The sequence below is a fragment of the Serratia sp. BFP-2025 genome (assembly GCF_050880365.1).
GTDB classification, from domain to species: Bacteria; Pseudomonadota; Gammaproteobacteria; order Enterobacterales; family Enterobacteriaceae; genus Serratia; species Serratia surfactantfaciens.
Window position 1 is genome coordinate 3,043,466 of record NZ_JBPAFV010000001.1, and the last position, 25,324, is coordinate 3,068,789.

Consider the following 25,324-nt stretch of genomic DNA (forward strand, 5'->3'; position numbering starts at 1 on the left):
ACCGCGACATGACATAAAGAAAGGGGCGATGTTTCCATCGCCCCTTTTTGCTTCATCATTATTTTACTGTTTAGCGCACTGCCCTGCTTCGAGTCTTACTGGTTGTAGGCGCTCTCGCCGTGGCTGTTGACGTCCAGTCCTTCGCGTTCCTGCTCTTCCGGTACTCTCAACCCCACCATGGCGCCCGCTATCTTGAAGGCGATAAAGGCGGCGGCGCTCGACCACACCAACGTGATCAGCACGCTCACCAGCTGGATCCAGACCTGATGGCCCATCGTCACCCCTTCGGCATAGCCGGTGCCGCCCAGCGAAGAGGCGGTGAACACGCCGGTCAGCAGGCAGCCGACGATTCCGCACACCCCGTGCACGCCGAACACGTCGCAGGTGTCGTCCACCTTCAGCCATTTCTTCAGCGTCACCACGCCCCACAGGCCGGCGACGCCGCCCACCAGGCCGATGATCAACGCCCCGCCCACGCCCACGGTGCCCGCCGCCGGCGTCACCGCAACCAGTCCGGCGATCATACCGGAGCAGGCGCCCAGCAGCGAAGGCTTGCCGCGCAACACCCACTCGGCGAAGGTCCAGGACAGAATGGCGCCTGCGGTGGCGACGACGGTGTTGAGGAACGCCAGCGCCGCAATGCCGTTAGCCGCACTGGCGGAGCCGGCGTTGAAGCCGAACCAGCCGATATACAGGATGGACGCCCCGGTAAACACCATCGGCAGGTTGTGCGGTTTGAACGCCTCTTTACCGAAGCCGGCGCGTTTGCCGATCAGGTAGGCACCGATCAGCCCGGCGCTGGCGGCGTTAATGTGCACCACGGTGCCGCCGGCGAAGTCCAATGCACCGTCGGTGGCCAGGTAGCCGCCGCCCCACACCATGTGCGCGATCGGCAGATAAGACAGGGTGAACCACACAATCGCGAAGATCAGCACCGCCGAGAAGCGAATGCGCTCGGCGAAGCCCCCCACCACCAGCGCCACGGTAATGCAGGCGAAGGAGGCCTGGAAGGCGACGTGGATCATCTGGCTGATGCTGCCGGTAACGCTGTCGATGCCGATGCCTTTCAGCATCGCGGTTTCGAACCCGCCGAACACCGCATTGCCCTCGCTGAACGCCAGGCTGTAGCCATACAGCACCCACAGCACGCAGACCAGCGCAAAGGTAACGGTGACCTGCGTCAGCATCGACAGCACGTTTTTGCCGCGCAGCAGGCCGCCGTAAAACAGCGCGATGCCCGGCAGCGTCATGAACAGCACCAACGCGGTGCAGATCATCATAAAGGCGTTGTCGGCCTTATCGGCGACCGCCGGGGCGGCCAGAGCCAAAGAAGGAACCAGGGTTACCGAACTCAGGCCCAACATGGATAACAGTCTTTTCATTATCAATCCATCCCCATTACTTAACTGAGTTCGCGGTTACAGTGCCGATTCGTCGGTTTCGCCAGTGCGAATGCGGATCACGCGTTGCAACTCGGCAACGAAAATTTTGCCGTCGCCGATTTTGCCGGTGTAGGCGGCTTTGCTAATCACATCAACCACTTCATCCAACTGATCGTCGGCGATGGCGATATCGATTTTGACCTTGGGCAGGAAGTTGACGTTATATTCGGCGCCGCGATACAGCTCGGCATGCCCCTTCTGGCGGCCAAAGCCCTTCACTTCGGTTACGGTCAACCCTTGAATGCCCACGGAGGACAGGGCCTCGCGCACGTCCTCCAACTTGAACGGTTTGATTACCACGGTCACCAGCTTCATATTGCCCCTCCACGAATTAAGCCCAAACTCACCCCTGGTACGCGTCATATGTAGCAAGGGCTGTGCCAAATTTAATTTTCCATGGCGATTCAGCAGATTAGCGGGCAGGCGGGTGCCGCCGCGACGCAGCGCGGCACCGATACCTTGAATGGGTTAAATAATGCGCACTGATTTGGTGCGCATCGCGTCGAAAAAGTGCAGAAAGAGGGCATGGCGCTGGCGAGTTGCCTGCTGGTGGTGCGTTAGGAAGAAAGATGGGCCGCGATCGCGGCCCATGTTCAGGCGGGTTGGCTCTCCTCACGCACCGCTTCCGCCAGCTGCTCGCCCGCCAGCTGCAGTTGGTACATCTGGTAGTAGCGTCCCTGTTGCGCCAGCAGCTGCTGATGGTTGCCCTGCTCCACCGCCTGGCCGCGATGCAGCACCAGAATGGAATCGGCGTCGACGATGGTCGACAGCCGGTGGGCGATCACCACCAGCGTAGTGTGCTCGCGGATCACGCGCAGCGCCCGCTGAATCGCCTGTTCAGTGCCCGAGTCAATATTGGCGGTCGCCTCATCGAGGATCAGGATCTGCGGCGCCTGCACCAATACTCGCGCCATCGCCAGCAGCTGTTTCTGCCCGACCGACAGGTTATTGCCCTGTTCCCCCAGTCGGGTATGGATCCCCTGCGGGAAGCCGCGGACCAGATCCGCCAGCTGCACCGTTTCCAGCGCCCGCCAAACGGCCTCTTCATCGATGTTGCGCCCCAGCGTCACGTTGGCCAGCACCGAATCGGCGATCACCACCGGATCCTGTTGCACCATCGCCACGCCCTGGCGCAGCGTGCGATGCGACAGGCTGGCAAGCGGGCGACCGTCGAGGCGCACTTCCCCCTCGCTGACCGGGTAATAGCCCATCAGCAGGTTGGCCAACGTGCTCTTGCCGCTGCCGGTGTGACCGACCAGCGCCACAAAGCCGCGCGAAGGCACCGCCAGCGAAATATGCTGCAGCACCTTTTTGTCCGCACGGTAGGCGAAGCTCAGGTCGGTGATGTCGATACGCCCGCCGGCCAACGGGCGATCGTCGGCGCCGTAACTCTGCTGGCTGCGATCCATCAGTTCGAAAATACGTTCGCCGGCCACCACCGCTTGCTGCAGAATCGACTGCTGTGACGTCAGCTCGATCAGAGGTTCGTTCAAGCGCCCCAGGTAGTTGATGAAAGCGTAGAGTACGCCGACGCCAATCACGCCTTCACCGCTGAAGCCGAACAACATCAGCAAGCCGCACAGCACCAGCGCCGAAAACAGGCTGAGCAGCGGCCGCAACAGGAAACCGTCGAGCCGCAGAGTCTGCATGCGCGCGAGGTAGTGCGACTGGCTGGCGGCGCTCATGCGCTCGCCGAAGCGCACCTGCTGGCGGAACTGCTGAATCACGCCCATGCCGTTGATCACTTCGTTGAAGCCATCGTTGATGTCCGCCAGATAACTGCGTACCCGGCGCACGATCGGCGTGCTGTAGTATTGATAGATGCCCATCACCACAAACACCGCAGGGAAGATGCAGATGGCCACCAGCGCCATGCGCCAGTCGAGGCTGAACATCGCCACCAGCATGGTGCCGATCAACGCGGCGCTTTTCAGTACGGTGGAGACCACCATCACGTACAGATCCTTGATCACTTCGGTGTCATTGGTAACGCGCGAGATCAATTGACCGACCGGTTGCGTGTCGAAAGCGCTGAGCGGCTGGCGCAGCGCAGCGTCCATCACGTCGGTGCGCAGCCGTTGCACCACGCCCACCGCCGCCCGGTTGAACAGCAGCGCCTGAAAGTAGTGCAGCGCCGCCGCCAACAGCTCCAGGAGAATATAAGCCGCCGCCAGACCGCCGACGATCATCATCGGCAGTTGCCCTTTGGCAACGTAGTTATCGATAAAATAACTCACCAGGATCGGCCCGGCGACTTCCGCCGCCGCCGCCACCCACAGCATCAGCACCGCCAGCCCCAGCGGTTTGCGGTACGGCGAGCCATAGGCCAGCAGCCGCTTCAGCGTCGGCCACAGCTTTTGCACTTTATTCATCGGCCAACGCCTCCTCACCGTTTTCCGGCGCTTCGTCCAGCGCCGCTTCCAACTGCTGATAACGGTACATATCGCGATACCAGCCCGGCTGCGCAGCCAGCGACGCCGGATCGCCGCGCTGCGCCACGCCGCCGTGCTGCATCACCAGGATCTCGCTGGCTTCGGTCAATGCCGACAGCCGGTGCGCACTGATGATCACCGTGCGATCCTGTCCCCAGCTGCGCAGGTTGTGCAGGATCTGATGTTCGGTACGGCCGTCCACCGCCGACAGCGCGTCGTCGAGGATCAGGATTTCCGCATCCAGCAGCAGCGCGCGCGCGATGGAGATGCGCTGTTTCTGCCCGCCCGACAGCATCACGCCGCGTTCGCCAACTTCGGTGTCATAGCCCTGCGGCAACCGCAGAATGTCCTCATGGACGCTGGCCAGCCGCGCCGCCTGTTCGATCTGCGCCTGCGTCGCCCCCGGCTGGCCCAGCGCGATATTGTTCGCCACGGTATCGGAGAACAGGAACGGCGTCTGGCTCACTACCGACAGCCGTGAACGCCAATCGTCGAGTTTGACCTGCGGCAGCGGCAGACCGTGATAGCGGATCTGCCCTTCATCGACGTCGAACTGACGCTGGATCAGCGACAGCAGCGTCGACTTGCCGGCCCCGGTCGGCCCGCACAGCCCCAGCATCTGCCCCGGTTTCAGCGTCAGCGCCACGTCATGCAGCGCCGGGTGCAGATTTTCCGGATAGTGGAACGCGCGGATATCCACTTCCAGCACGCCGCGCCCGGCCGGCAACGCCTGCGGGCCGTCCTGCACCGCCGGCGCCTCGTCGAGCAGGCTGCGGATACGGCCGTAGGCCGCGCTGCCGCGCTCGACAATGTTGAACATCCAGGCCAGCGCCAACATCGGCCAGATCATCAGGCCGAGGTACATCACAAAGCTGGTCAGTTGCCCGAGCGTCAGCGAACCGTTCACCACCATCCAGCTGCCGCCGCCGATGGCCAGCAGATTGGAGGCGCCGATGGCGATATAAATGGTCGGATCGAAGCGCGCATCCACCCGCGCCACGTGCATGTTTTTGGCGCCGGTCTGCGCCGCCACCTCGGCGAAACGGTTGGATTGGTGATCTTCCAGCCCGAAGGCCTTGATCATGCGGATGCTGGTCATGCTTTCCTGCGCCTGATCGTTCAGGCTGGAAAACGCCGCCTGCGCCGATTTAAAACGCTGGTGCAGCTGGTCGCCGTAATATTTGATGGCGATCGCCATCAGCGGCATCGGGATCAACGCCAGCAGCGTCAGCTGCCAGCTGATTTGGGTGCTCATCACCACCAGCACCACCAATCCCATCACCAGCGAATCCACCAGCGTCAGCACGCCTTCACCGGCGGCGAACACCACGCGGTCCACGTCGTTGGTGGCCCGCGCCATCAGATCGCCGGTGCGGTGGCGCAGGTAAAACGCCGGGTTTTGCCGGCTGAGCTGGCGGTAAAAGTTTTCCCGCAGCTCGACCGCCAGCTGGTAGGAGGCGCCGAACAGCAGCACCCGCCACACATAGCGCAGCAGGTAAACGACGATCGCGGTGCCGATCATCAGCCCAAGCCAGGCCATCAGCACGCCGGTAGACATCTGTTTTCCGGTGACGCCGTCCACGATAATGCCGACCAGCTTAGGCGGCAGCAGTTGCAGGATGGCGATGACGATCAGCAATACCACCGCGCCCAGGTAGCGGCGCCACTCCCGGCGGAAGTACCAGCCGATTTGTGCAAATAATCTCACGCAGTTTGATTCCAGGGTTTTATGGGATTTGTCTCTTTTTCTGCTTTAGCGGAGCAGGATACCACCGTTGCCCCGCCCGTCTGGTGAACTTTTCACTCCGGCACCGGCAGCGCGGTGGTGTATTTGATTTTTTCCATGGCAAAGCTCGAGGTGACATCGATGAGGCCCGGTACGCCGTTCACCAGGCGCTTATAAAAGCCGTCGTAGCTTTTCATGTCCGCCACTTCGACCTGCATCAGGTAATCGTACTCTCCCGCCATACGGTAGAACGCCAGCACCTCGGGCATCTGGCTGGTCAGCTGTACAAACGCCTGATACCACTCGCTGCTGTGCTGCTGGGTCTTGATCAGCACGAACGCCGTCAGCCCCAGCCCGAGCTTTTCGTTATCCAGCAAGGCCACCCGGCCGCGAATATAGCCTTCGTCTTCCAGGCGCTTCAGACGCTTCCAGCACGGCGTGGAGGTCAAATTGACCGCATCGGCCAACGCCTGCAGCGACTGGGTGCAATCTTGCTGCAGCATGCACAGCAGCTTACGGTCTGTTTTATCTAACATAGCGGCCACCAGGAGAAAATTTTTCTCCCATTAGGCGATTAAACAGGGAAAATGGCAATCCTTTTTTCCTGCCGACAGGCTATGCTACGCCATAAACCTGCCCCCTATTCTGAGGCCAAATCATGACAAACTCTTGGGTAAAATATGCTATCGGCGAAATAGAAGCGGATTTTCAGCGCTCCGCCGATACGCACCTGATCCGCCTGAATCTGCCGGCGTTTCCCGGCATCTGTCTGTACCTGAAAGATGAGAGCACTCACCCGACAGGCAGCCTGAAACACCGCCTGGCCCGCTCGCTGTTCCTTTATGGCCTGTGCAACGGCTGGATCACCGAGAACACCACCATCATCGAGGCCTCTTCCGGCAGTACGGCGGTGTCCGAAGCCTACTTCGCGCGGCTGATCGGCCTGCCGTTCATCGCGGTGATGCCGTCCTGCACCGCGCGCCGCAAGGTAGAGCAGATCGCCTTCTATGGCGGCCGCTGTCACTTCGTCGATCACGCCGCCCAGATCTACGCCGCCTCCGAACAGCTGGCGAAAGAGCTGAACGGCCACTATATGGATCAGTTCACCTACGCCGAACGCGCCACCGACTGGCGCGGCAACAACAATATCGCCGACAGCATTTTCCGCCAGATGGCGCGCGAGCCCTTCCCGGTGCCGAAGCACATCGTGATGAGCGCCGGCACTGGCGGCACCTCCGCCACGCTGGGGCGCTACATCCGCTATCAGGGGCACGACACTCAATTGACGGTGGTCGATCCGGAAAACTCGGTGTTCTATGACTGCTTCCACCACGGCGATCGCACCCTGATCGGCAGCTGCGGCAGCCGTATCGAAGGCATCGGCCGCCCGCGCGCCGAGCCGTCGTTCATCCCATCGGTGGTCGACAACATGCTGCGGGTGCCGGACGCCGCCAGCGTCGCCACCATTCACTGGCTGGAAGGCGTGCTCGGCCGCAAGGTTGGCGCTTCCACCGGCACCAACGTCTGGGGTGCGCTGCAGCTGGCGAAACAGATGCGGGAAAACGGCGAGCAAGGGGCGATCGTCACCCTGCTGTGCGACAGCGGCGAACGTTACCTGGATACCTACTACAACCCGGAGTGGGTCAGCAACAACATCGGCGACCTGCAACCCTATCTGGCGCAGCTGGCGGATTTATAACGCCAGGCTCCGGATAAAAAAAAGCCGGGTAGTCATACCCGGCCGGCTGTAAGGAGAACCTCATTCTTCGGGGGAATAGGTGAGGCAAGGTGAACGCAGCCAATGTTGTAAATAGTGGGCCACCGCCTGCTGTTGGCAATGGCCGATAACCGGCAGCTGCGGCAACAGGGATTTCAGCTGCGGCAGGGCGTTGCCCATCACCACGCCATGCCCCACCGCCCCCAGCATCTCTTTGTCGTTCATCGCGTCGCCGAACGCCATGCAGTCGGCCATCGTCAGCCCCAGATGGCGGCTCAGCCGCTCCAGCGCCGCGCCCTTGTTGCAGCCGAGCGGCAACACTTCCAGGCAGTCGTAGGCGGAGAAGCACAGATCGGCCTCGCCGCCCAGCTGCGCCCGCAGCTGCAGCTGTAACGCCAGCAATTCCTCATGCGGCGCAACAAAGCACACCTTGCTGTTGCCGAACGCCGGCAGGCGGCGCACCTCGGCCAGCTGAAAACGAAAGCCGCTCAGGTGATGCGCCCGCAGCATCTCTTCCGGCACGGGAAATTCGGTCAGCCAACCTTCGTCGCGAAACACGTGCATACTGGCGCTGGTGCGCCAATGGTGATGTAATACCTCTTCGGCGACCGCCGCCGGCAGATCGGTGGCGTGCAGCTGTTGACCTCGATTGTCGTACACCCGCGTGCCGTTGCCGGTGATCAGATAGCCCTGCAACCCCAGCTGTGCCATGATCGGTTGCGCATCGAGGTAGTGGCGCCCGGTGGCGAACGTCACCACCATCTCCCGCTCCACCAGCTGGTTCAATACCGCCAGCGTTTCCGGGCCAACCCGGTGATCCGGCATCAACAGCGTGCCGTCCATGTCGAAAGCTGCCAGGCGATACATAAAGACCTCTTGGATGTGAACGCGATTACAATCCGTGCAGTATGAGATGGTATTTGCGGAAGTAATAGTGAACAATTTGAGAAAACTGTTCCGGATTTCTGCTCATGCGCCTGGTTCACCGTCTCAGCCAATATCAACGTCTGTACCAACAGCTCGGCAGCGCGCCGGTCGCCGTGACCATCGGCGAGCTGGCGGCGATGTTCTACTGCAGCGAACGCCACGCCCGCACGCTGGTGCAGCAGTTGCAGGATCAGGGCTGGCTGAGCTGGCATTCGCAGCCGGGCCGCGGCAAACGCGCCAGCCTGCACTGCCTGAAAACCCCGGATGAGTTGCGCGCCCAGCTGTTGCAACAGCTGCTGCAACAGGGCAACCATCAGGGGGCGTTGGAGATGGCGCAGCTCGATCCGCAGCACCTGCAGGATCTGCTCAGCCCGCACCTCGGCGGGCAATGGCAGGCCGGCAGCCCGACGCTGCGCATTCCCTATTACCGCACGCTGGAGGCGCTCGACCCGCTTACGCTGACCGGCCGTGCCGAACAACATCTGGTGTCGACCCTGCACGCCGGGCTGACGCGCCTGATGACCGGCAACCCGGAACCACAGCCCGATCTGGCGCACCACTGGCAGATTGGCGAGCACGGCCTACGCTGGCGCTTCTTTTTGCGCAGCCAGCTGCGCTGGCACAACGGCGAACTGTTAACCGGCCAACAGCTGCTGCAAACGCTGGAAAAACTGCAGCACCACCCGCGCAGCCAACCCAGCCTGGCCAACGTCGCCAACATCAGTTTGCCGCATCCGCTGTGCCTTCAGTTCGATCTGCGCCTGCCGGACTATTGGCTGGCCCACCGGTTGGCGGAACTGCCTTGTCTGATGACGCACCCGGAACTGCCCGCCATCGGCGCCGGTCCGTTCAAACTGGCATTGAATGAACCGCAGCTGGTGCGGCTGGAGCAGCACGCCGGTTACCATCTGCAACATCCGTATCTGGACACCATCGAATACTGGATCACTCCCGATTTGCCCACCGCCGGTTCCGACACCAGCTGCCAGCATCCGGTGCGCATCACCATCGGCCAACAAGAGGATTTGGCGCAGGCCCGGCCGGTGCAGCGCAGCATGAGCCTGGGCTGGTGTTACCTGGCGCTGAACCTGCGCCACGGCGTGCTGAGCGAAGCCCAGGGGCAAAAACTGCTGATGCTGATCCAGCAGTCCGGCCTGCTAAGCCATTTGCCGATTCCCAACAGCGTGATCATCCCAAGCCATGAAATGCTGCCCGGCTGGCGTATTCCCAGCCAACGGATCGAGGAGGACGTCCCTCTGCCCGCGCGGCTGACGCTGCTGTATCGGCCGCCGGTCGAGCTGGAAACGGTGACGGTCGCGCTGCAACGGCTGCTGGCGCAGCACGGCTGCGAGCTGGAGGTGCGCTACTATGCCGGCAAGCGCTGGCAAAGCGAGGCGCAGATCGCCCAAGCCGACCTGCTGCTGGCGGACAACCTGATCGGCGAGGCGCCGGAGGCGACGCTGGAGAGCTGGCTGCGGCAGGATACGCTGTGGCGCGGCATCCTGACGGAAAGCCGCTGGCAGCAGCAACAGGATACGTTGCGGCAGATCCAGCAGCTGCAAGCGCAGCAACCGCGCTTCGAGAGGCTGCAGGCCTATTATCAACAGCTGATGGCCGCCGCCATCATCACGCCGCTGTTTCACTACCAGTATCAGATCAGCGCGCCGCCGCGCATGCATGGCGTGACGCTGACCGCCCACGGCTGGTTCGATTTTTGCCAGGCGTGGCTGCCGCCGCCGGTGGACGACGGAGCGGCCTGAACCGAACCGCCCTGCGTCTGGCGGCCCTTTCTGCTACTATTGTCGCCGCAACGCAATTTTTATTCTGCCGCCCGAATGTGTATCGGGAATGGCCAAAGTCCAAAAAGGTGATTTTATGAAGCGCGCGGTTGTCGTTTTCAGCGGTGGACAAGACTCTACGACCTGCCTGATCCAGGCATTGCAACAATATGACGAAGTTCACTGCGTCACGTTCGATTACGGCCAGCGTCATCGCGCCGAAATTGAAGTGGCTCAAGAGCTGTCGGTGGCTCTCGGCGCCAAAGCGCATAAGGTGCTGGACGTCACGCTGCTCAATGAGCTGGCCGTCAGCAGCCTGACGCGCGACAATATCCCGGTTCCCGCCTACGATCCCAACCAGAAAAACGCGCTGCCGAGCACCTTTGTGCCGGGCCGCAACATCCTGTTCCTGACGCTGGCAGCGATCTACGCTTACCAGGTGGAAGCGGAAGCGGTGATCACCGGCGTGTGTGAAACCGATTTCTCCGGCTACCCGGACTGTCGCGACGAGTTCGTCAAAGCGCTGAACCAGGCGGTAGTGCTGGGCATCGCCCGCGATATCCGCTTCGAAACGCCACTGATGTGGCTGAACAAGGCTGAAACCTGGGCGTTGGCGGATTATTACCACCAGCTGGATCGCGTGCGCCAGGATACGCTGACCTGCTACAACGGCATCAAGGGCGACGGCTGCGGCGAATGCGCCGCCTGCAACCTGCGCGCCAATGGCCTGACGCAGTATCGAGCCAACCAGGCGGAAGTGATGGCGGCGTTGAAACAGAAGGCCGGTCTGGCCTGAGGCAGTGACGGCGGCAGCCCCTGCCGCCGGTGAGTTGATTGCGAATGTTATCTTGGCGTGAGCGCTTCCAGGTGCTCGCGCAGCTCCCCTTCAATCGGCAGCGCCCGCTGCGTTTTCAGATCGACGCACACGAAAGTCAGCAGCGCGTCGGCCACCACCGTCCCGGCCGGATCCTGCGTTACCTTTTGGCTTAGCACCCCGCTCTTGCCATTGAGCTGTACCATCTGGCTGTCGATACGCAGCTTATCCCCCAATACCGCCGGGCTGCGGTAGTTGATATTGATGTTCACCACGATGAAAGCGATGTTGTTTTCCGTCATCCAGCGGAACCCGGCCTCGTTCTCCAGCCACTCCCAGCGCGCTTCTTCCAGAAACTCCAGATAGCGGGCGTTGTTGACGTGCTGATAGACATCAAGGTGATAACCGCGAACTTTGATAAAGGTTTGCATAGGGAACGATCGCTCCTGCCTGGTGATTACAGAAAAAGGGAGCCGCGCTGGCTCCCTCGCCCGTTTGGTCAATGCGCCAAACTGGTAAGACCTGTAAAATGTAGCAGAGGACGCGCGGCCTCAGCGGTATTTTGCCACGCAGCCGCGACCGGGATCACATTTTCAACCGGGTGCGATTCTTCTCAAACAGCGCCGGCCCGATGCCCGGTACCTCCTGCAATTGTTCCACCTGAGTGAACGGCCCATTCTGCTCGCGATAGCGCACGATGCCTTCCGCCTTCTTCAGGCCGACGCCGCTCAAGGCGGCGGCCAACTGCTCGGCGGTGGCCTGATTGATGCTGACCGCCGCCTCTTCAGCCGCCTTGGTTATCGCCGGTTGCCCGCCGTTGCTCGCCGGGGCCGAAAGCATCGGCGCCGGCGCTTCGGCTTTTTCCGCCGCGGCGGCCGGCCCTGCGGCCAGACATAACAACAGCGCGGTCAGCGCGGCTGCAACGTGATGACGGTAACCGGAAAGCGTTTTTTTCTCTGTAGGTTGCATGCTGTATCCTCCTTGTGTGTGACAGCACGGCTACCTTGCCGCGGCGGGGGATATTCAGCAATCGGCGGATGCCAGATGTGGAAAAGGCCGCGAAAGCGGCCTTTGTTTGTTGCACTGCGTTGCAGAAAAATGCGGCGATTACTGCGGCTGTTGCTCAGCGGCGCCCATTTTGATCTTGGCTTCTTTACGCAGGCTCGCCAGCAGCGAATCGAAGGAGACGCCGGTCGCGCCCTCTTCCATCTTGCCGACGAAGGTTTTCATTTCGTCTTCCGGCAGCGTGCCTGGCTTCACCGCATCGAGTGCGATCAACACCACGTTGTCCTGGCGATCCTGCGACATGCCGTAAACCGGCTTACCGTCCTGCGGGTGCGGCAGCGCGAACACGCTTTCCACCAGCTGGCTGTCTTCCGGTGCGCGCGCCATCTTCTGCACGGCGCCAAAGCTCAGGCCGGCGGCTTTCATCGCCTCATCGCCCTTGCCTTGCTTCAGCTCAACCAGCAACTTCTCGCCCTGCAGCTTCGCTTCCTGCACTGCCTTGTTGCGTTTCACCAGATCCGCTACGCGATCTTTCACCTGGTCGAACGGCTCAATGCCTTCCGGCTTGTGGCCGCTCACGCGCACCACGAAGGCGCGGTCGCCGTCTACGGTGATCACGTCGGAGTTGCTGCCCGGCGCGCCGTTCTCGCCGATCAGCGAGCCGTCGAAGATCGCCTGCACCACCGGCTTGAAGTTCAGCGCGGTAGGGATGTTGTCGCGGGTGAACCAGTCGCTTTGCGCCGCTTTCACGCCGGCCGCTTCTTCGGCCGAGGCCAGAGATTCGTTATCACTGGTCGCCGCTTCGCTCACCTTCTGCTGCAGCGCATAATAGGCGTCTACCGCTTTCTCCTGCTGCACCTGCTTGGCGATAGCGTCGTGCACTTCGCTCAGCGGCTTCAGTTTCTCAGGTTCGATGTCGTTCAAACGCACGATCAGGTAACCGACGGAGGATTTCACTACGCCAGACAGCTGCCCTTTCTCGGTCAGGTTGGCCTGCTTCAGCTCGTCGGCGGTGGTTTCCGGCTCCAGCCAACCCAGCTCGCCGCCGGTGCGGCGTGAGATGATGTCGGTGGATTTTTCTTTCGCCAGGGTGGCGAAATCGGCGCCCTTCTTCAGCTCATCCAGCGCCGCGTTGGCTTCCGCCTCGGTTTTCAGCTGGATCACGCTGTAGTTTTTACGCTCCGGCTGGCCGTAGCTGCTCTTGTGCTGGTCGTAGTAAGCGCTGATGTCCTCTTCGCTCACTTTCACCTTGTCCTGCATGGACGCGGCGTCCAGCGGGATATAGCTCACCTTCACCTGCTCCGGTGCGATGAAGCTGTTTTTGTTCTGATCGTAATACGCCTTCAGTTCGTCGTCGCCGGCGCTCTGTTTCGCCTGCAGCGCCTTCAGATCGATGGTCGCCAGGCGCACGTCGCGCTCCTGCAGCACCAGCGCCGCCATGGCTTGCGATTCGGACGGCAGCACGAAGCCGGATTCGCCGAAGGCCTGGATCAGCTGCTGATTGACCAACTGCTGGCGCATCGACTGCGCGAAGTTGTCGGCGGTGTAGCCCATGCGGCCGATCAGGTCGAGGTATTTGGCGTTATCGAACTGGCCGTTGGTCTGGAAGTAAGGCGCCTTGCGGATGGCGTCCTTGATCTGATCGTCGCTGACCGCCAGGCCCAGCTTCTTGGCGTACTGGTCGAGCAGCATGTTGTCGATCAACTGGGACAACACCTGACGGCGCATCTGCTGCATGTAGCCTTCGTTGCCGGCCAGCGCGGAGAACTGGTCACCCAGCTGCTGCTGCATGCGGCTGCGTTCGCTCTGGAAAGCCTGTTCCAGCTGAGCGCGTTCGATCGTCTGACCATTTACTTTCGCAGCATAATCGCCGGAGCCGCCGATCAGGTAGTTACCCACCCCGGTCAGAACGAATGACAGGATGATCAGGGCCAGGATGATTTTGAGCACGACGTGATTAGCAGCCGCGCGTAAATTGTCCATCATAGTGTGACAACACTCCGCTGTGATGTGGATTAACAACCCTTGTGCAGGCGCGTTCCCTGCGACAAAAATAAAAAAAGCGCATCAGTCCGATGCGCCTTGTATCTTACCTTACCAGCACCGCTGCGTCAGGTGATTGTTTATTACAAAACCCTGTTACGCTAAACGGTTAGACGCCAAATCAGTTTACAGCGTCTTTCAGCGCTTTCCCTGCACGGAAGGCCGGTACTTTGGCTGCCGCGATCTTGATTTCTTTACCGGTCTGCGGGTTACGGCCGGTACGAGCCGAACGTTCACGCACGGTGAAGGAACCGAAACCTACCAGAGCCACGTCATCCCCTGCTTTCAGAGAGTCGGTAACGGAAGCGATTACTGCGTCTAAAGCACGTCCAGCTGCCGCTTTGGAAATATCAGCACCTGCGGCAATCTTGTCGATCAGTTGTGACTTATTCACTCTATCATCCCCTCTAGAATTCTATCGTCGCACCGAAAAATCCCTACGGTTGCGACAGCGCAGCTGTTATATCAATCCCATCGAACCTTGGCAAGCCACCGACTGGGTGGCAAAACGCGGGCCGACAGAGATCTAACTTAGCGGTACAAAAAAATACTGGCAAGTCCGAAATGGCTTGCCAGTATAAGTTTTATCAATGGTTTTTGCGATTCGTCACTATTTTGCCGCTACCGGCAGTGCGCCGAAGGCCGGGTTTTGCAACGCAATGTTCAAAACTTCATCGATTCGCTGCACCGGATGAATCTCCAGATCGGCGATAACATTGTCCGGAATCTCTTCCAGATCGCGCTTGTTCTCATAAGGGATCAGCACGGTTTTGATGCCGCCGCGATGCGCCGCCAACAGCTTCTCTTTCAGGCCGCCGATCGGCAACACCTGACCGCGCAGCGTGATCTCGCCGGTCATCGCCACATCGGCGCGTACCGGGTTGCCGGTCAGGCAGGAGACCAGCGCGGTGCACATCGCAATACCGGCGCTCGGGCCGTCTTTCGGCGTCGCCCCTTCCGGCACGTGCACGTGGATGTCGCGCTTCTCGTAGAAATCGGCGTTGATGCCCAGTTTCTCCGCGCGCGCGCGCACCACGGTCAGCGCAGCCTGAATCGATTCCTGCATCACTTCACCCAGAGAACCGGTATAGGTCAGCTTGCCTTTGCCCGGCACGCAGGCGGTTTCGATGGTCAGCAGATCGCCGCCCACTTCCGTCCACGCCAGCCCGGTGACTTCGCCCACGCGGTTTTCGGTATCCGCACGGCCGTAATCGACGCGCTGCACGCCCAGGTAATCCTTCAGGTTGTCGCCGTTGATCTCGATATGCTTGCGCTTTTTGTCCATCAGCAGCGTTTTCACCGCTTTACGGCACAGTTTGGAGATTTCGCGCTCCAGGCTGCGCACCCCGGCTTCGCGGGTGTAGAAGCGAATGATGCCGATAATGGCGCTGTCGTCGACCGTCAGTTCGCCTTTTTTCAGCGCATTGCGCTCGAGCTGCTTCGGCAGCAGGTGCTGCTTGGCGATATTGAGCTTCTCGTCCTCGGTGTAACCCGACAGGCGGATCACTTCCATACGGTCCAGCAGCGGCGCAGGGATGTTCATCGAGTTCGAGGTGGCGACGAACATCACGTCGGACAGATCGTAATCCACTTCCAGGTAGTGGTCGTTGAACGCCACGTTCTGTTCCGGATCCAGCACCTCCAGCAGAGCGGAGGCCGGATCGCCGCGCATGTCGGAAGACATCTTGTCGATCTCATCCAGCAGGAACAGCGGGTTCTTCACCCCAACCTTGGCCATCTTCTGGATCAGCTTGCCCGGCATCGAACCGATGTAGGTACGACGGTGACCGCGGATTTCCGCTTCGTCACGCACGCCGCCCAGCGCCATGCGTACGTACTGGCGACCGGTCGCTTTGGCGATCGACTGCCCCAGCGAGGTTTTACCCACGCCCGGCGGCCCCACCAGACACAGGATCGGCCCCTTGATTTTGCTGACGCGGCTCTGCACCGCGAGGTACTCGAGGATGCGATCTTTGACGCGCTCCAGGCCGTAGTGATCGGTATCGAGCACTTCCTGCGCCTTGTTCAGGTCTTTTTTCACCTTGCTGCGCGCATTCCACGGCACCTGCAGCATCCAGTCGATGTAGCCGCGCACCACGGTCGCTTCCGCCGACATCGGCGACATCATCTTCAGCTTTTGCAGTTCCGCTTCGGTTTTTTCGCGCGCCTCTTTCGGCATTTTCGCCGCATCGATCTTGCGCTTCAGCGCTTCGTGCTCGTCCGGCGCGTCGTCCATCTCGCCCAGTTCTTTCTGAATCGCCTTCATCTGCTCATTCAGATAGTACTCGCGCTGGCTCTTCTCCATCTGCTTCTTGACGCGGTTACGGATGCGTTTCTCAACCTGCAGCAGGTCGATCTCCGACTCCATCATCGCCATCAGGTATTCCAAACGCTCGGTGATGTCGGACATCTCGAGCACCGACTGCTTGTCGCTGAGTTTCAGCGGCATGTGGGCGGCGATGGTGTCCGCCAGGCGCGCGGCGTCGTCGATGCTGTTGAGTGACGTCAGCACCTCCGGCGGGATTTTTTTATTCAGTTTGATATAGCCTTCAAACTGATTGATCGCGGTGCGCACCAGCACTTCCTGCTCGCGCTCGTCGATAGCCGGCGACTCAAGGTATTCCGCCTGCGCGGCGAAATGCTCACCGCTGTCGGACAGCGTAGTGATGCGTGCGCGCTGCAGCCCCTCGACCAGCACTTTTACCGTGCCGTCCGGCAGCTTCAGCATCTGCAGGATCGACGCTACGGTGCCGACCGAGAACAAGTCGTTAATGCCAGGTTCATCCGTTGAGGCCTCTTTCTGTGCCACCAGCATGATCTTCTTATCGTGATCCATTGCGGCTTCGAGGCACCGAATCGATTTTTCCCGGCCAACAAATAACGGGATCACCATGTGCGGATAAACCACCACGTCGCGCAATGGCAAGACGGGGATTTCAATGCGTTCGGAACGCTCAGGGTTCATAGAGCTCTCTCTTAGTTTAATTTCCGCCAGGTTGAGGGGGAATCTCATGAGACGCAAGCATCTAACGTTTCATAAAATCTGGTTAATGAGTATATGGGGATGAATCTCTTACATTCAACGGCAAGAATGCAGGAAAAAGAAATGGGGGATGAAATCCCCCATTTTGCTGATAACGCTCTGGTTTAACTGGCTAATTATTCGCCAGACGCCTGCGCTTCCGGCTTGCCGTAAATCAGCAGCGGCTTGGATTGGCCGGCGATGACCGACTCGTCGATCACCACTTTGTCTACGCTGTCCATCGACGGCAGATCGTACATGGTGTCGAGCAGCGCGCCTTCCACGATGGAACGCAGGCCGCGGGCGCCGGTTTTGCGCGCCATGGCTTTCTTGGCGATGGCATTCAGCGCTTCGTCGCGGAACTCCAGCTCCACGCCTTCCAGGTTGAACAGCGCCTGATACTGCTTGGTCAAGGCGTTCTTCGGCTCTTTCAGGATCTGAATCAGCGCGTCTTCGCTCAGCTCGCTCAGGGTCGCCACCACCGGCAGACGGCCGATGAACTCAGGGATCAGACCAAACTTGATCAGGTCTTCCGGCTCGGCCTGCAGCAACAGTTCGCCTTCGGTGGCCTTCTCTGATTCGCCCTTGACGGTCGCGCCGAAACCGATGCCGGAACCGGTGTTGACACGCTGGCCGATCACCTTATCCAAGCCGGCGAATGCGCCGCCGCAGATAAACAGGATCTTGGAGGTGTCGACCTGCAGGAACTCCTGCTGCGGATGCTTGCGCCCACCCTGCGGCGGAACCGCGGCGATGGTGCCTTCAATCAGCTTCAGCAGCGCCTGCTGCACGCCTTCACCCGAAACGTCACGCGTGATCGACGGGTTGTCGGACTTGCGGGAAATCTTATCGATTTCATCGATATAAACGATGCCGCGCTGCGCTTTCTGCACGTCATAGTCACATTTTTGCAGCAGCTTCTGGATAATATTTTCCACGTCCTCGCCCACGTAACCGGCTTCGGTCAGCGTGGTGGCGTCGGCCATGGTGAACGGCACGTCCAGGAAGCGCGCCAGCGTTTCCGCCAGCAGGGTCTTGCCGCTGCCGGTCGGGCCGATCAGCAAGATGTTGCTCTTGCCCAACTCGATACCGTTGCTGGTATCGCCGTTGCGCAGGCGTTTGTAGTGGTTGTACACCGCAACCGCCAGCACTTTCTTCGCCTGCTCCTGGCCGATGACGTAGTCATCCAGGTGGTGGCGGATCTCGTGCGGCGTCGGCAGCGCACTGCGCTCACGATGCGGGGCAACTTCTTTAATCTCTTCGCGAATAATGTCGTTACACAGATCGACACATTCATCGCAGATATACACTGACGGCCCGGCAATCAGCTTACGCACTTCATGCTGGCTTTTGCCGCAAAAAGAGCAGTACAGCAGCTTTCCTGAACCGTCTTTGCGCTTATCTGTCATCAGTCAAACCTCTTCTTTAGTCTTGTCCCGCAGGAAAATCACGGCGGCAGTGCGCCCAAACTCATATCGGGAACGCCGAGGGGCCACAACAGAGCGAGCCCCCGCCCACTCTGATTACTATAGTCCATCGGCGCCGCGTGGTTCTAGCTGCGGTGTGTCAGAATGCCGTCAACCAGGCCGTATTCCACGGCTTCTTCCGCGGTCATAAAGCGATCGCGCTCGGTGTCGCGCTCGATCTGCTCCAGCGGCTGGCCGGTATGCTCGGCCATCAGTTCATTCATGCGCGCTTTCACCTTGAGGATTTCGCGCGCGTGGATTTCGATGTCCGTCGCCTGGCCCTGGTAGCCGCCCAGCGGCTGGTGAATCATCACGCGCGAATTCGGCAGACAGAAACGTTTGCCTTTGGCGCCTGCGGTCAGCAGGAAGGAACCCATCGAGCACGCCTGGCCCATACAGATGGTGCTGACGTCCGGCTTGATGAACTTCATGGTGTCGTAAATCGACATGCCCGCGGTGATCACCCCGCCCGGCGAGTTGATATAGAGGAAAATGTCTTTTTCCGGGCTTTCCGCCTCGAGGAACAGCATTTGCGCCACGATCAGGTTGGCCATGTGATCTTCCACCTGGCCGGTCAGGAAAATGATGCGCTCTTTCAGCAGGCGGGAATAGATGTCGTAAGAACGCTCCCCGCGTGAAGTCTGCTCTACCACCATCGGCACCAGCGCCATGTTCGGTGCAAATTGATCTCGTTCGCCACTGTATGACATTACCGTCTCCTAATAGAAATTGCCTTGGCGGCCAGGGTGTCACCCTAATACGCCGATTCTACTTGAGAACGGCCATGATGACTATGCTCAAGCATTCGACCCGCGCCACACGTACCCGACGGTTATTTCATCCCGCGCACTTTGGCAAACAGCCCCAGAATTATTCTTTACAGATGGGGGGAGCCCGGCGCGATTTCAAGCCCAGAGGCCGATTTTCTCCGCGCGCCGGAAACGATGCCGTTATTCTGACCTTTATCATGCCAGCCAGTTCCCCAGGCAACAGGGTAAATATAGTGCATATTGCCCCGCTTAACCTGAGATTAATCAGCAACGTGGCCAAAAGAAAAGCCCGCAACCTGGGGTTGCGGGCTTTTTCATCGCGCGCCGGTTCGCCAGGCGAAACCGGGGGCGCCGTTCATCGCGCCCGTCACGCAGGCATTACGCCTGTTGGGTCTGGTTCATCAGCTCGCTGAAGGTAGTGGCTTTTTCAGTCACTTTCGCTTTGGCCAGCAGGGCTTCAACCGCTTGCTCTTCCAGAGCCACGTTGCGCATGTTGTTCATCAGCTCTTTGTTTTTGCTGTAGAACTCGATGACTTCGCTCGGATCTTCGTAGGCGGAAGCCATTTCTTCGATCAGCGTCTTCACGCGGTCTTCGTCAGCTTTCAGCTCATTGGTGCTGATCACTTCGCCCAGCAGCAGGCCAACCACTACGCGGCGTTTCGCTTGCTCTTCGAACAGCTCACGTGGCAGTTCCAGCGCTTGCTTCTCGTTGCCGCCGAAACGCTGTGCAGCCTGACGGCGCAGCACGTCGATTTCGCCGTCGATCAGTGCAGCAGGCACGTCGATTTCGTTCGCGCTCACCAGGCCTTCGATCGCCTGAGACTTGATGCGGTTACGCACGGCGCCTTTCAGCTCGCGCTCCATGTTCTTGCGAACTTCGGTGCGCAGGCCGGCAACGGAACCGTCCGCCACGCCGAAACGCTTGATGAACTCTTCGGTCAGTTCCGGCAGCTCGCGCTCTTCAACTTTCTTCAGCACGATAGCGAATTTGGCCGCTTTGCCCTTCAGGTTTTCCGCGTGGTAATCTTCCGGGAAGTTCACGTCGATGGAGAACTCTTCGCCCGCTTTGTGGCCGACCAGACCTTCTTCGAAGCCTGGGATCATGCGGCCCTGGCCCATTGCCAGCACGAAGTCGGACGCTTTGCCGCCTTCGAACTCTTCACCGTCGATAGAACCGGTGAAGTCAACGGTCACGCGATCTTCAGCTTCCGCTGCGCGATCGGTTTCTTTCCAGGTCGCCTGCTGCTTGCGCAGAGTGTCCAGCATCGCGTCGACGTCTTCGTCGTTCACTTCAACCACTGGTTTTTCAACTTCGATGTTTTCCAGGCCTTTCAGCTCAACTTCTGGATACACTTCGAATTCAACGGCGAAAGTGAAGTCTTCACCTTCTTTGTACTCGCCCGGCACGTAGTTTGGTGCGCCGGCCGGATTAATCTTTTCTTTGATGATCGCGTCAACGAAGCTGCGCTGCATCGCTTCGCCCAGCACGTCCTGACGAACAGAGGCGCCGTAACGCTGTTCCACGATGTTCATCGGCACTTTGCCTTTGCGGAAGCCGTCGATACGCACGCTTTTCGCTGCGTTGATCAGCTCTTTCTTCACCGCCTGCTTGATAGTATCAGCCGGTACAGTAATAGAGAGACGGCGCCCAAGGCCTTGAGTGGTTTCTACTGAAACTTGCATCTTGTTACCTCAAAAAAATCACAGTGCTCGGTCAACTCCGTTCCAAGAACCAGGACGGCTACAAATAAGAACCGAGTTCCCTGATGACAGAAGCGTCCCGAAACCATTCCGGAAAAATAAGACGCGACATTATAGCGGCGCATGCATGGCGAGTCGAGGAAAGCTAGGCGGCGCAGGCGCGCTAAAACTCACACTTTTGTCGATTCAATCGCCAAAAGGCCGCCAAAACAGACCGAACGTTGGCCATATTGCGCATCGGCCGCGTCGTCGTCAAAAACAGAAACGGCCCGCAGGCCGTTTCAAAATTCGTCAGTAGTAATACCCTAATTCGAGGGCAAAGTTCCACTGATACCTGAAAATTTCCCCCTCAGGCCAGCGTCCCGGCGCCGCGGCACGGCGGCGAGGCCGGCACGGTATCCTGCAATCCTTCCCACTCTTTGAGCGTATAGGTGTGCAGCGCCAGCGCGTGTACGCCATCGGCCAGCTCTTCCGACAGTACGCCGTAGATGGAGCGGTGACGCGTCAGAAACCGTTCGCCGACGAAGCGATCGCTGACCAATACCACTTTGAAATGACTTTCTGAACCCGCCGGAACGTTATGACGATAGCTTTCATCAACGACTTCCAGATACGCGGGCTCAAACGCCGCCCTTAACTTTGCTTCTATTTGCTCGCGAATCATAGGATCTCCTTACAACACCGGCAGAGGACCGTGCCCATCTAGTTCAATATTAGCCGGTTTTCCCCCGTTTAGACCATCACCTGGACAAATTTCTCTTTTCTGCGGTCAGAGGATGAGCGCCATCCCCGCCGCTTGGGGGATTATCCGATTGAGCGGGCCAAAAAAGCGTGTTTTTATCAACGGCAGGTAAAAATTTGTCACTCAGGCGCCTTCCGCGCTTCCACCGCACGGCGGCGATGCTATGATGTCGGCAATTTGTTGTCGGCTATCCCGCTCTGATTATTGCTAAATCCATCGAGAATGAGACAGAAAACATGTTAAAGAAACTTTGTCTTCCTTTGCTGGCCGCCCTGCTGCTGGCCGGCTGCGCGACCAGCAGCAACACCCTGAACGTCACGCCGAAAATCGTTCTGCCGCAGCAGGATCCTACCCTGCAGGGCATCACCATCAGCATCAACGGCGCGGATCAGCGCACCGATCAGGCGCTGGCCAAAGTGAATCGCGACGGCCAACTGGTCACGCTGACGCCATCGCGCGATCTGCGCTTCCTGCTGCAGGAAGTGCTGGAGAAACAGATGGGCGCTCGCGGTTACATGATCGGCGCCGACGGCCCGGTCGCGCTGCAGATCGTCGTCAATAACCTGTACGCGGACGTCTCCGAAGGCAACCTGCGCTACAACATCACCACCAAAGCCGACATCTCGATCATCGCCCAGGCGAAGAACGGCAACAAGCAGGTGAAAAATTACCGCTCCACCTATAACGTGCAGGGCGCCTTCACGGCCACCAATGAGAAGATCACCGACGCCGTCAACTCCGTGCTGGGCGACGTGATCGCCGACATGGCGCAGGACACCAGCGTCAACGACTTTATCAAGCAAAACGCGCGTTAATCGACGCGCCTTGCGCCGCCCGGCGGATCGGGCGGCGCAGACAGGGAACTCATGTCGAAACACTATCTGAACATCTTCACCCAGCGTAACTCCGCCATTCTGCTGCTGCTGGGCTTCGCGTCGGGTCTGCCGCTGGCATTGACCTCCGGCACGCTGCAAGCCTGGATGACCGTCGAAAACATCGATCTGAAAACCATCGGCATCTTCTCGCTGGTGGGCCAGGCCTACGTCTTCAAATTCCTCTGGTCACCCTTCATGGACCGCTATACCCCCCCGTTCCTTGGGCGGAGGCGCGGTTGGCTGCTGATCAGCCAGCTGCTGCTGGTGGCGGCGATCGTGGCGATGGGCTTTATGCAGCCCGCGCAGCATCTGTGGTGGCTGGCGGCGTTGGCGGTGCTGGTGGCGTTCTGCTCCGCCTCGCAAGATATCGTGTTCGACGCCTATAAAACCGATCTGTTGAAAGCCGAAGAACGCGGCGCGGGCGCGGCGATCTCGGTGCTGGGTTACCGGCTGGCGATGCTGGTTTCCGGCGGCCTGGCGCTGTGGCTGGCGGATCGCTATTTCGGCTGGCAAACCACCTATTGGCTGATGGCCGGATTGATGCTGATCGGCGTGGCCGCCACGCTGTTGGCGCCGGAGCCGGATGAAAGCATCCCGGCGCCGCGCACCATGGAACAGGCGGTCGTCGCGCCGCTGCGCGATTTCTTTGGCCGCAACAACGCCTGGCTGATCCTGCTGCTGATCGTGATGTACAAAATGGGCGACGCCTTCGCCGGCAGCCTGAGTACCACCTTCCTGATCCGCGGCGTGGGGTTCGACGCCGGTGAAGTGGGGCTGGTGAACAAGACCCTCGGCCTGTTCGCCACCATCGTCGGCGCCCTGTTCGGCGGCGTGCTGATGCAGCGCCTTACCCTGTTCCGCGCCCTGATGCTGTTCGGCATCCTGCAGGCGGTGTCCAACCTCGGGTATTGGATCCTGGCGGTGACCGACAAGAGCCTGCTCACCATGGGCAGCGCCATTTTCCTCGAAAACCTGTGCGGCGGCATGGGCACCGCAGCCTTCGTCGCGCTGCTGATGACGCTGTGCAACAGGTCGTTCTCCGCCACCCAGTTCGCGCTGCTGTCGGCGCTGTCCGCCGTGGGCCGCGTTTATGTCGGCCCAATCGCCGGCTGGTTCGTCGAAGCTCACGGCTGGCCGCTGTTCTACCTGTTCTCGATCGCCGCCGCCCTGCCCGGCTTGCTGCTGCTCGGCGTCTGTCGCCAAACGCTGGATCACACCCAGCAGCATGGCGACTTTATGCCGCGCACCGAGTTTTCAGGGTCTTACCACTGGGCGCTGCGCCTGCTGACGCTGGGCTGTTCGCTGCTGGGCCTGTGGCTGCTGCTGCTGATCGCCAATGCGCTGGACTGGACCCAGGCCCCACAGTTGGCCGATCGGCTGCTGCAGGCCGGCGCTGCGCTGAGCCTGCTCGGCGTCGTAATGGGCAGTACGTTGGATTACCTGGCGCTGCGCCGCACCCGTTTGGCATAATCTGACCGGCCGGCGATTGCGCCGGCCGAAAAAAAAGCGATCCGCGGGTATATTTATTTTGGTAAAAAAAGATAATCGGCGCGGAAATTATTTTTTTATCCGACTGCCGCACTCGGAAATAAAATTAAATTCACCTTTAAGACACAATTATTTTACATTAAATAAACCTTTTCTGCGTATTTCCCCGCCGTGCATTTCTTCGCCAAATTCATCATACCTTTAGTTTTCCTTAACATACGGGCTGCTCGTCACGATTCAGCGTGCCAACGCGTTGTTGTCATTGGTAAATTGTCACGCAGGGTTACATCTGTGACCCCCTTAACAGAAAGTGTCAACAAGCCGCTGACACTCCCTTAAGCATGTTTACAGTACTGCAACCTTCCCGTAAAATGCCCGCACACATGAAACGACAATTGAGCCTTTGTTATTGAGGTCGTTAGATGAGACTTAAGAAATACAATAAAAGTATTGGGATGCTGTCATTAATCGCAGGCACTGTATTGCTCAGTGGCTGCGATATGGTTTTGATGAATCCCAAAGGAGCAATTGGTGTTGAGCAACGGACACTGATTATCACTGCAATCGCGTTGATGTTGATCGTGGTGGTGCCAGTTATCTTCATGGCGTTCGCCTTTGCCTGGAAGTATCGCGCTTCCAACAAAGACGCCAAGTACAGTCCGAACTGGGCCCACTCCAACAAGATCGAAGCGGTCGTCTGGACCATTCCTATCATTATCATCGCCATCCTTGGCACCATTACCTGGAAGACCACCCACGAACTCGACCCGTTCAAGCCGATTGTCACCGACAAGAAGCCGATGACGATCGAAGTGGTGTCGCTCGACTGGAAATGGCTGTTCATCTACCCGGAACAAGGCATTGCGACTGTTAATGAGCTGGCTTTCCCGAAAGATGTTCCAGTCGAATTCAAGATCACCTCTAACTCGGTAATGAACTCGTTCTTTATCCCGCAGTTGGGTGGACAGATTTATGCGATGGCCGGCATGCAGACCAAACTGCACCTGATCGGCAACGAAGCCGGTGCCTACAAGGGCATCTCGAGCAGCTACAGCGGCGCAGGCTTCTCCGGTATGAAATTCACCGCGATTGTTACCCCGACCGAAGGCGACTTCGATCAGTGGGTGGCCAAGGTGAAGGCATCGTCTAAAAACCTGAACACCACCGACGACTTTAACAAACTGGCAGAGCCGAGTGAAAACAACCCGGTTGAGTACTTTGCCGCTGTCAAACCGAATTTGTTCAAAGAAACAATTGCCAAATTCATGGGCGACATGGATATGCACAAGGGCGCTGGCGCGCACGAAGGCATGGACATGAGCCAAGGTATGGACATGGGTGAACATGCTGCTCACGCCGGAGCCGAGGAATAACTG

At 59.4% G+C, this 25,324-nt stretch carries 21 protein-coding genes; 6 read left to right on the forward strand and 15 right to left on the reverse strand.

Annotation, left to right across the window (positions count from 1 at the left end):
• Nucleotides 1-95 precede the first annotated feature (95 nt).
• From amtB to ACRAWE_RS14645, 5 genes are all read right to left on the reverse strand, one after another.
• Nucleotides 96-1,382, reverse strand: a complete 1,287-nt coding sequence (amtB, locus tag ACRAWE_RS14625; RefSeq protein WP_063918847.1) for an ammonium transporter AmtB — start codon at nucleotides 1,380-1,382, stop codon at nucleotides 96-98.
• Nucleotides 1,383-1,418: 36 nt separating this feature from the next.
• Nucleotides 1,419-1,757, reverse strand: coding sequence for a P-II family nitrogen regulator (gene glnK / locus ACRAWE_RS14630; RefSeq protein ID WP_004940327.1), 339 nt, complete (start codon nucleotides 1,755-1,757; stop codon nucleotides 1,419-1,421).
• 278 nt (nucleotides 1,758-2,035) lie between these two features.
• Nucleotides 2,036-3,814 (reverse strand): multidrug efflux ABC transporter permease/ATP-binding subunit SmdB, encoded by a 1,779-nt coding sequence (gene smdB / locus ACRAWE_RS14635; RefSeq protein ID WP_019454180.1) that lies wholly within the window; start codon nucleotides 3,812-3,814, stop codon nucleotides 2,036-2,038.
• Nucleotides 3,807-5,582, reverse strand: a complete 1,776-nt coding sequence (gene smdA, locus ACRAWE_RS14640; RefSeq protein WP_211129840.1) for a multidrug efflux ABC transporter permease/ATP-binding subunit SmdA — start codon at nucleotides 5,580-5,582, stop codon at nucleotides 3,807-3,809. The genes smdB and smdA overlap by 8 nt, the downstream gene beginning before the upstream one ends.
• A gap of 92 nt (nucleotides 5,583-5,674) precedes the next feature.
• Nucleotides 5,675-6,136, reverse strand: coding sequence for an Lrp/AsnC family transcriptional regulator (locus ACRAWE_RS14645; RefSeq protein ID WP_004940330.1), 462 nt, complete (start codon nucleotides 6,134-6,136; stop codon nucleotides 5,675-5,677).
• 122 nt (nucleotides 6,137-6,258) lie between these two features.
• On the opposite strand from ACRAWE_RS14645, the gene ACRAWE_RS14650 reads away from it, so the two are divergent.
• Complete coding sequence (locus ACRAWE_RS14650; RefSeq protein ID WP_004940335.1) at nucleotides 6,259-7,299, forward strand: PLP-dependent cysteine synthase family protein; 1,041 nt, start codon at nucleotides 6,259-6,261, stop codon at nucleotides 7,297-7,299.
• A 60-nt stretch (nucleotides 7,300-7,359) separates the two neighbouring features.
• On the opposite strand, the gene cof is transcribed toward ACRAWE_RS14650, so the two are convergent.
• Nucleotides 7,360-8,184, reverse strand: a complete 825-nt coding sequence (gene cof / locus ACRAWE_RS14655; RefSeq protein ID WP_019454183.1) for an HMP-PP phosphatase — start codon at nucleotides 8,182-8,184, stop codon at nucleotides 7,360-7,362.
• 104 nt (nucleotides 8,185-8,288) lie between these two features.
• Here cof and ACRAWE_RS14660 point away from each other — a divergent pair, with 104 nt between their 5' ends.
• Entirely contained in the window at nucleotides 8,289-10,004 is a 1,716-nt protein-coding gene (locus tag ACRAWE_RS14660) for an SgrR family transcriptional regulator (protein WP_432525520.1), read from the forward strand.
• A gap of 115 nt (nucleotides 10,005-10,119) precedes the next feature.
• Complete coding sequence (gene queC, locus ACRAWE_RS14665; protein ID WP_063919579.1) at nucleotides 10,120-10,818, forward strand: 7-cyano-7-deazaguanine synthase QueC; 699 nt, start codon at nucleotides 10,120-10,122, stop codon at nucleotides 10,816-10,818.
• Between the two features lie 47 nt (nucleotides 10,819-10,865).
• Here the strand turns inward: queC and ACRAWE_RS14670 are convergent, their stop codons facing one another.
• From ACRAWE_RS14670 to bolA, 9 genes are all read right to left on the reverse strand, one after another.
• Nucleotides 10,866-11,267 (reverse strand): acyl-CoA thioesterase, encoded by a 402-nt coding sequence (locus ACRAWE_RS14670; protein WP_019454186.1) that lies wholly within the window; start codon nucleotides 11,265-11,267, stop codon nucleotides 10,866-10,868.
• Nucleotides 11,268-11,421: 154 nt separating this feature from the next.
• The gene (locus ACRAWE_RS14675) at nucleotides 11,422-11,805 is read right to left on the reverse strand and encodes a ComEA family DNA-binding protein (RefSeq protein ID WP_019454187.1); all 384 of its coding nucleotides are present in this window, start codon (nucleotides 11,803-11,805) and stop codon (nucleotides 11,422-11,424) included.
• Between the two features lie 138 nt (nucleotides 11,806-11,943).
• Nucleotides 11,944-13,827, reverse strand: a complete 1,884-nt coding sequence (gene ppiD / locus ACRAWE_RS14680; RefSeq protein ID WP_063918843.1) for a peptidylprolyl isomerase — start codon at nucleotides 13,825-13,827, stop codon at nucleotides 11,944-11,946.
• Nucleotides 13,828-14,005: 178 nt separating this feature from the next.
• The gene (gene hupB, locus ACRAWE_RS14685) at nucleotides 14,006-14,278 is read right to left on the reverse strand and encodes a nucleoid-associated protein HU-beta (RefSeq protein ID WP_004940351.1); all 273 of its coding nucleotides are present in this window, start codon (nucleotides 14,276-14,278) and stop codon (nucleotides 14,006-14,008) included.
• Between the two features lie 216 nt (nucleotides 14,279-14,494).
• Nucleotides 14,495-16,849 (reverse strand): endopeptidase La, encoded by a 2,355-nt coding sequence (gene lon / locus ACRAWE_RS14690; RefSeq protein ID WP_004940352.1) that lies wholly within the window; start codon nucleotides 16,847-16,849, stop codon nucleotides 14,495-14,497.
• A gap of 194 nt (nucleotides 16,850-17,043) precedes the next feature.
• Nucleotides 17,044-18,315: an ATP-dependent protease ATP-binding subunit ClpX gene (gene clpX / locus ACRAWE_RS14695; protein WP_004940354.1), complete on the reverse strand. Its 1,272-nt coding sequence runs from the start codon at nucleotides 18,313-18,315 to the stop codon at nucleotides 17,044-17,046.
• Between the two features lie 143 nt (nucleotides 18,316-18,458).
• The gene (clpP, locus tag ACRAWE_RS14700; RefSeq protein ID WP_016928858.1) at nucleotides 18,459-19,082 is read right to left on the reverse strand and encodes an ATP-dependent Clp endopeptidase proteolytic subunit ClpP; all 624 of its coding nucleotides are present in this window, start codon (nucleotides 19,080-19,082) and stop codon (nucleotides 18,459-18,461) included.
• Nucleotides 19,083-19,520: 438 nt separating this feature from the next.
• Nucleotides 19,521-20,825 carry a trigger factor gene (gene tig / locus ACRAWE_RS14705; protein WP_025160063.1) on the reverse strand — a complete coding sequence of 435 codons (1,305 nt, stop codon included), beginning with the start codon at nucleotides 20,823-20,825 and terminating at the stop codon, nucleotides 19,521-19,523.
• Nucleotides 20,826-21,192: 367 nt separating this feature from the next.
• On the reverse strand, nucleotides 21,193-21,507 hold the full coding sequence (gene bolA / locus ACRAWE_RS14710; protein ID WP_004940361.1) for a transcriptional regulator BolA: 315 nt from the start codon (nucleotides 21,505-21,507) through the stop codon (nucleotides 21,193-21,195).
• 314 nt (nucleotides 21,508-21,821) lie between these two features.
• On the opposite strand from bolA, the gene ACRAWE_RS14715 reads away from it, so the two are divergent.
• From ACRAWE_RS14715 to cyoA, 3 genes are all read left to right on the forward strand, one after another.
• Nucleotides 21,822-22,400 carry a lipoprotein gene (locus ACRAWE_RS14715; protein WP_025160064.1) on the forward strand — a complete coding sequence of 193 codons (579 nt, stop codon included), beginning with the start codon at nucleotides 21,822-21,824 and terminating at the stop codon, nucleotides 22,398-22,400.
• A gap of 51 nt (nucleotides 22,401-22,451) precedes the next feature.
• Nucleotides 22,452-23,930 carry a muropeptide MFS transporter AmpG gene (ampG, locus tag ACRAWE_RS14720; protein WP_432525521.1) on the forward strand — a complete coding sequence of 493 codons (1,479 nt, stop codon included), beginning with the start codon at nucleotides 22,452-22,454 and terminating at the stop codon, nucleotides 23,928-23,930.
• A gap of 440 nt (nucleotides 23,931-24,370) precedes the next feature.
• Complete coding sequence (gene cyoA / locus ACRAWE_RS14725; RefSeq protein WP_004940365.1) at nucleotides 24,371-25,321, forward strand: cytochrome o ubiquinol oxidase subunit II; 951 nt, start codon at nucleotides 24,371-24,373, stop codon at nucleotides 25,319-25,321.
• Nucleotides 25,322-25,324: the final 3 nt, after the last annotated feature.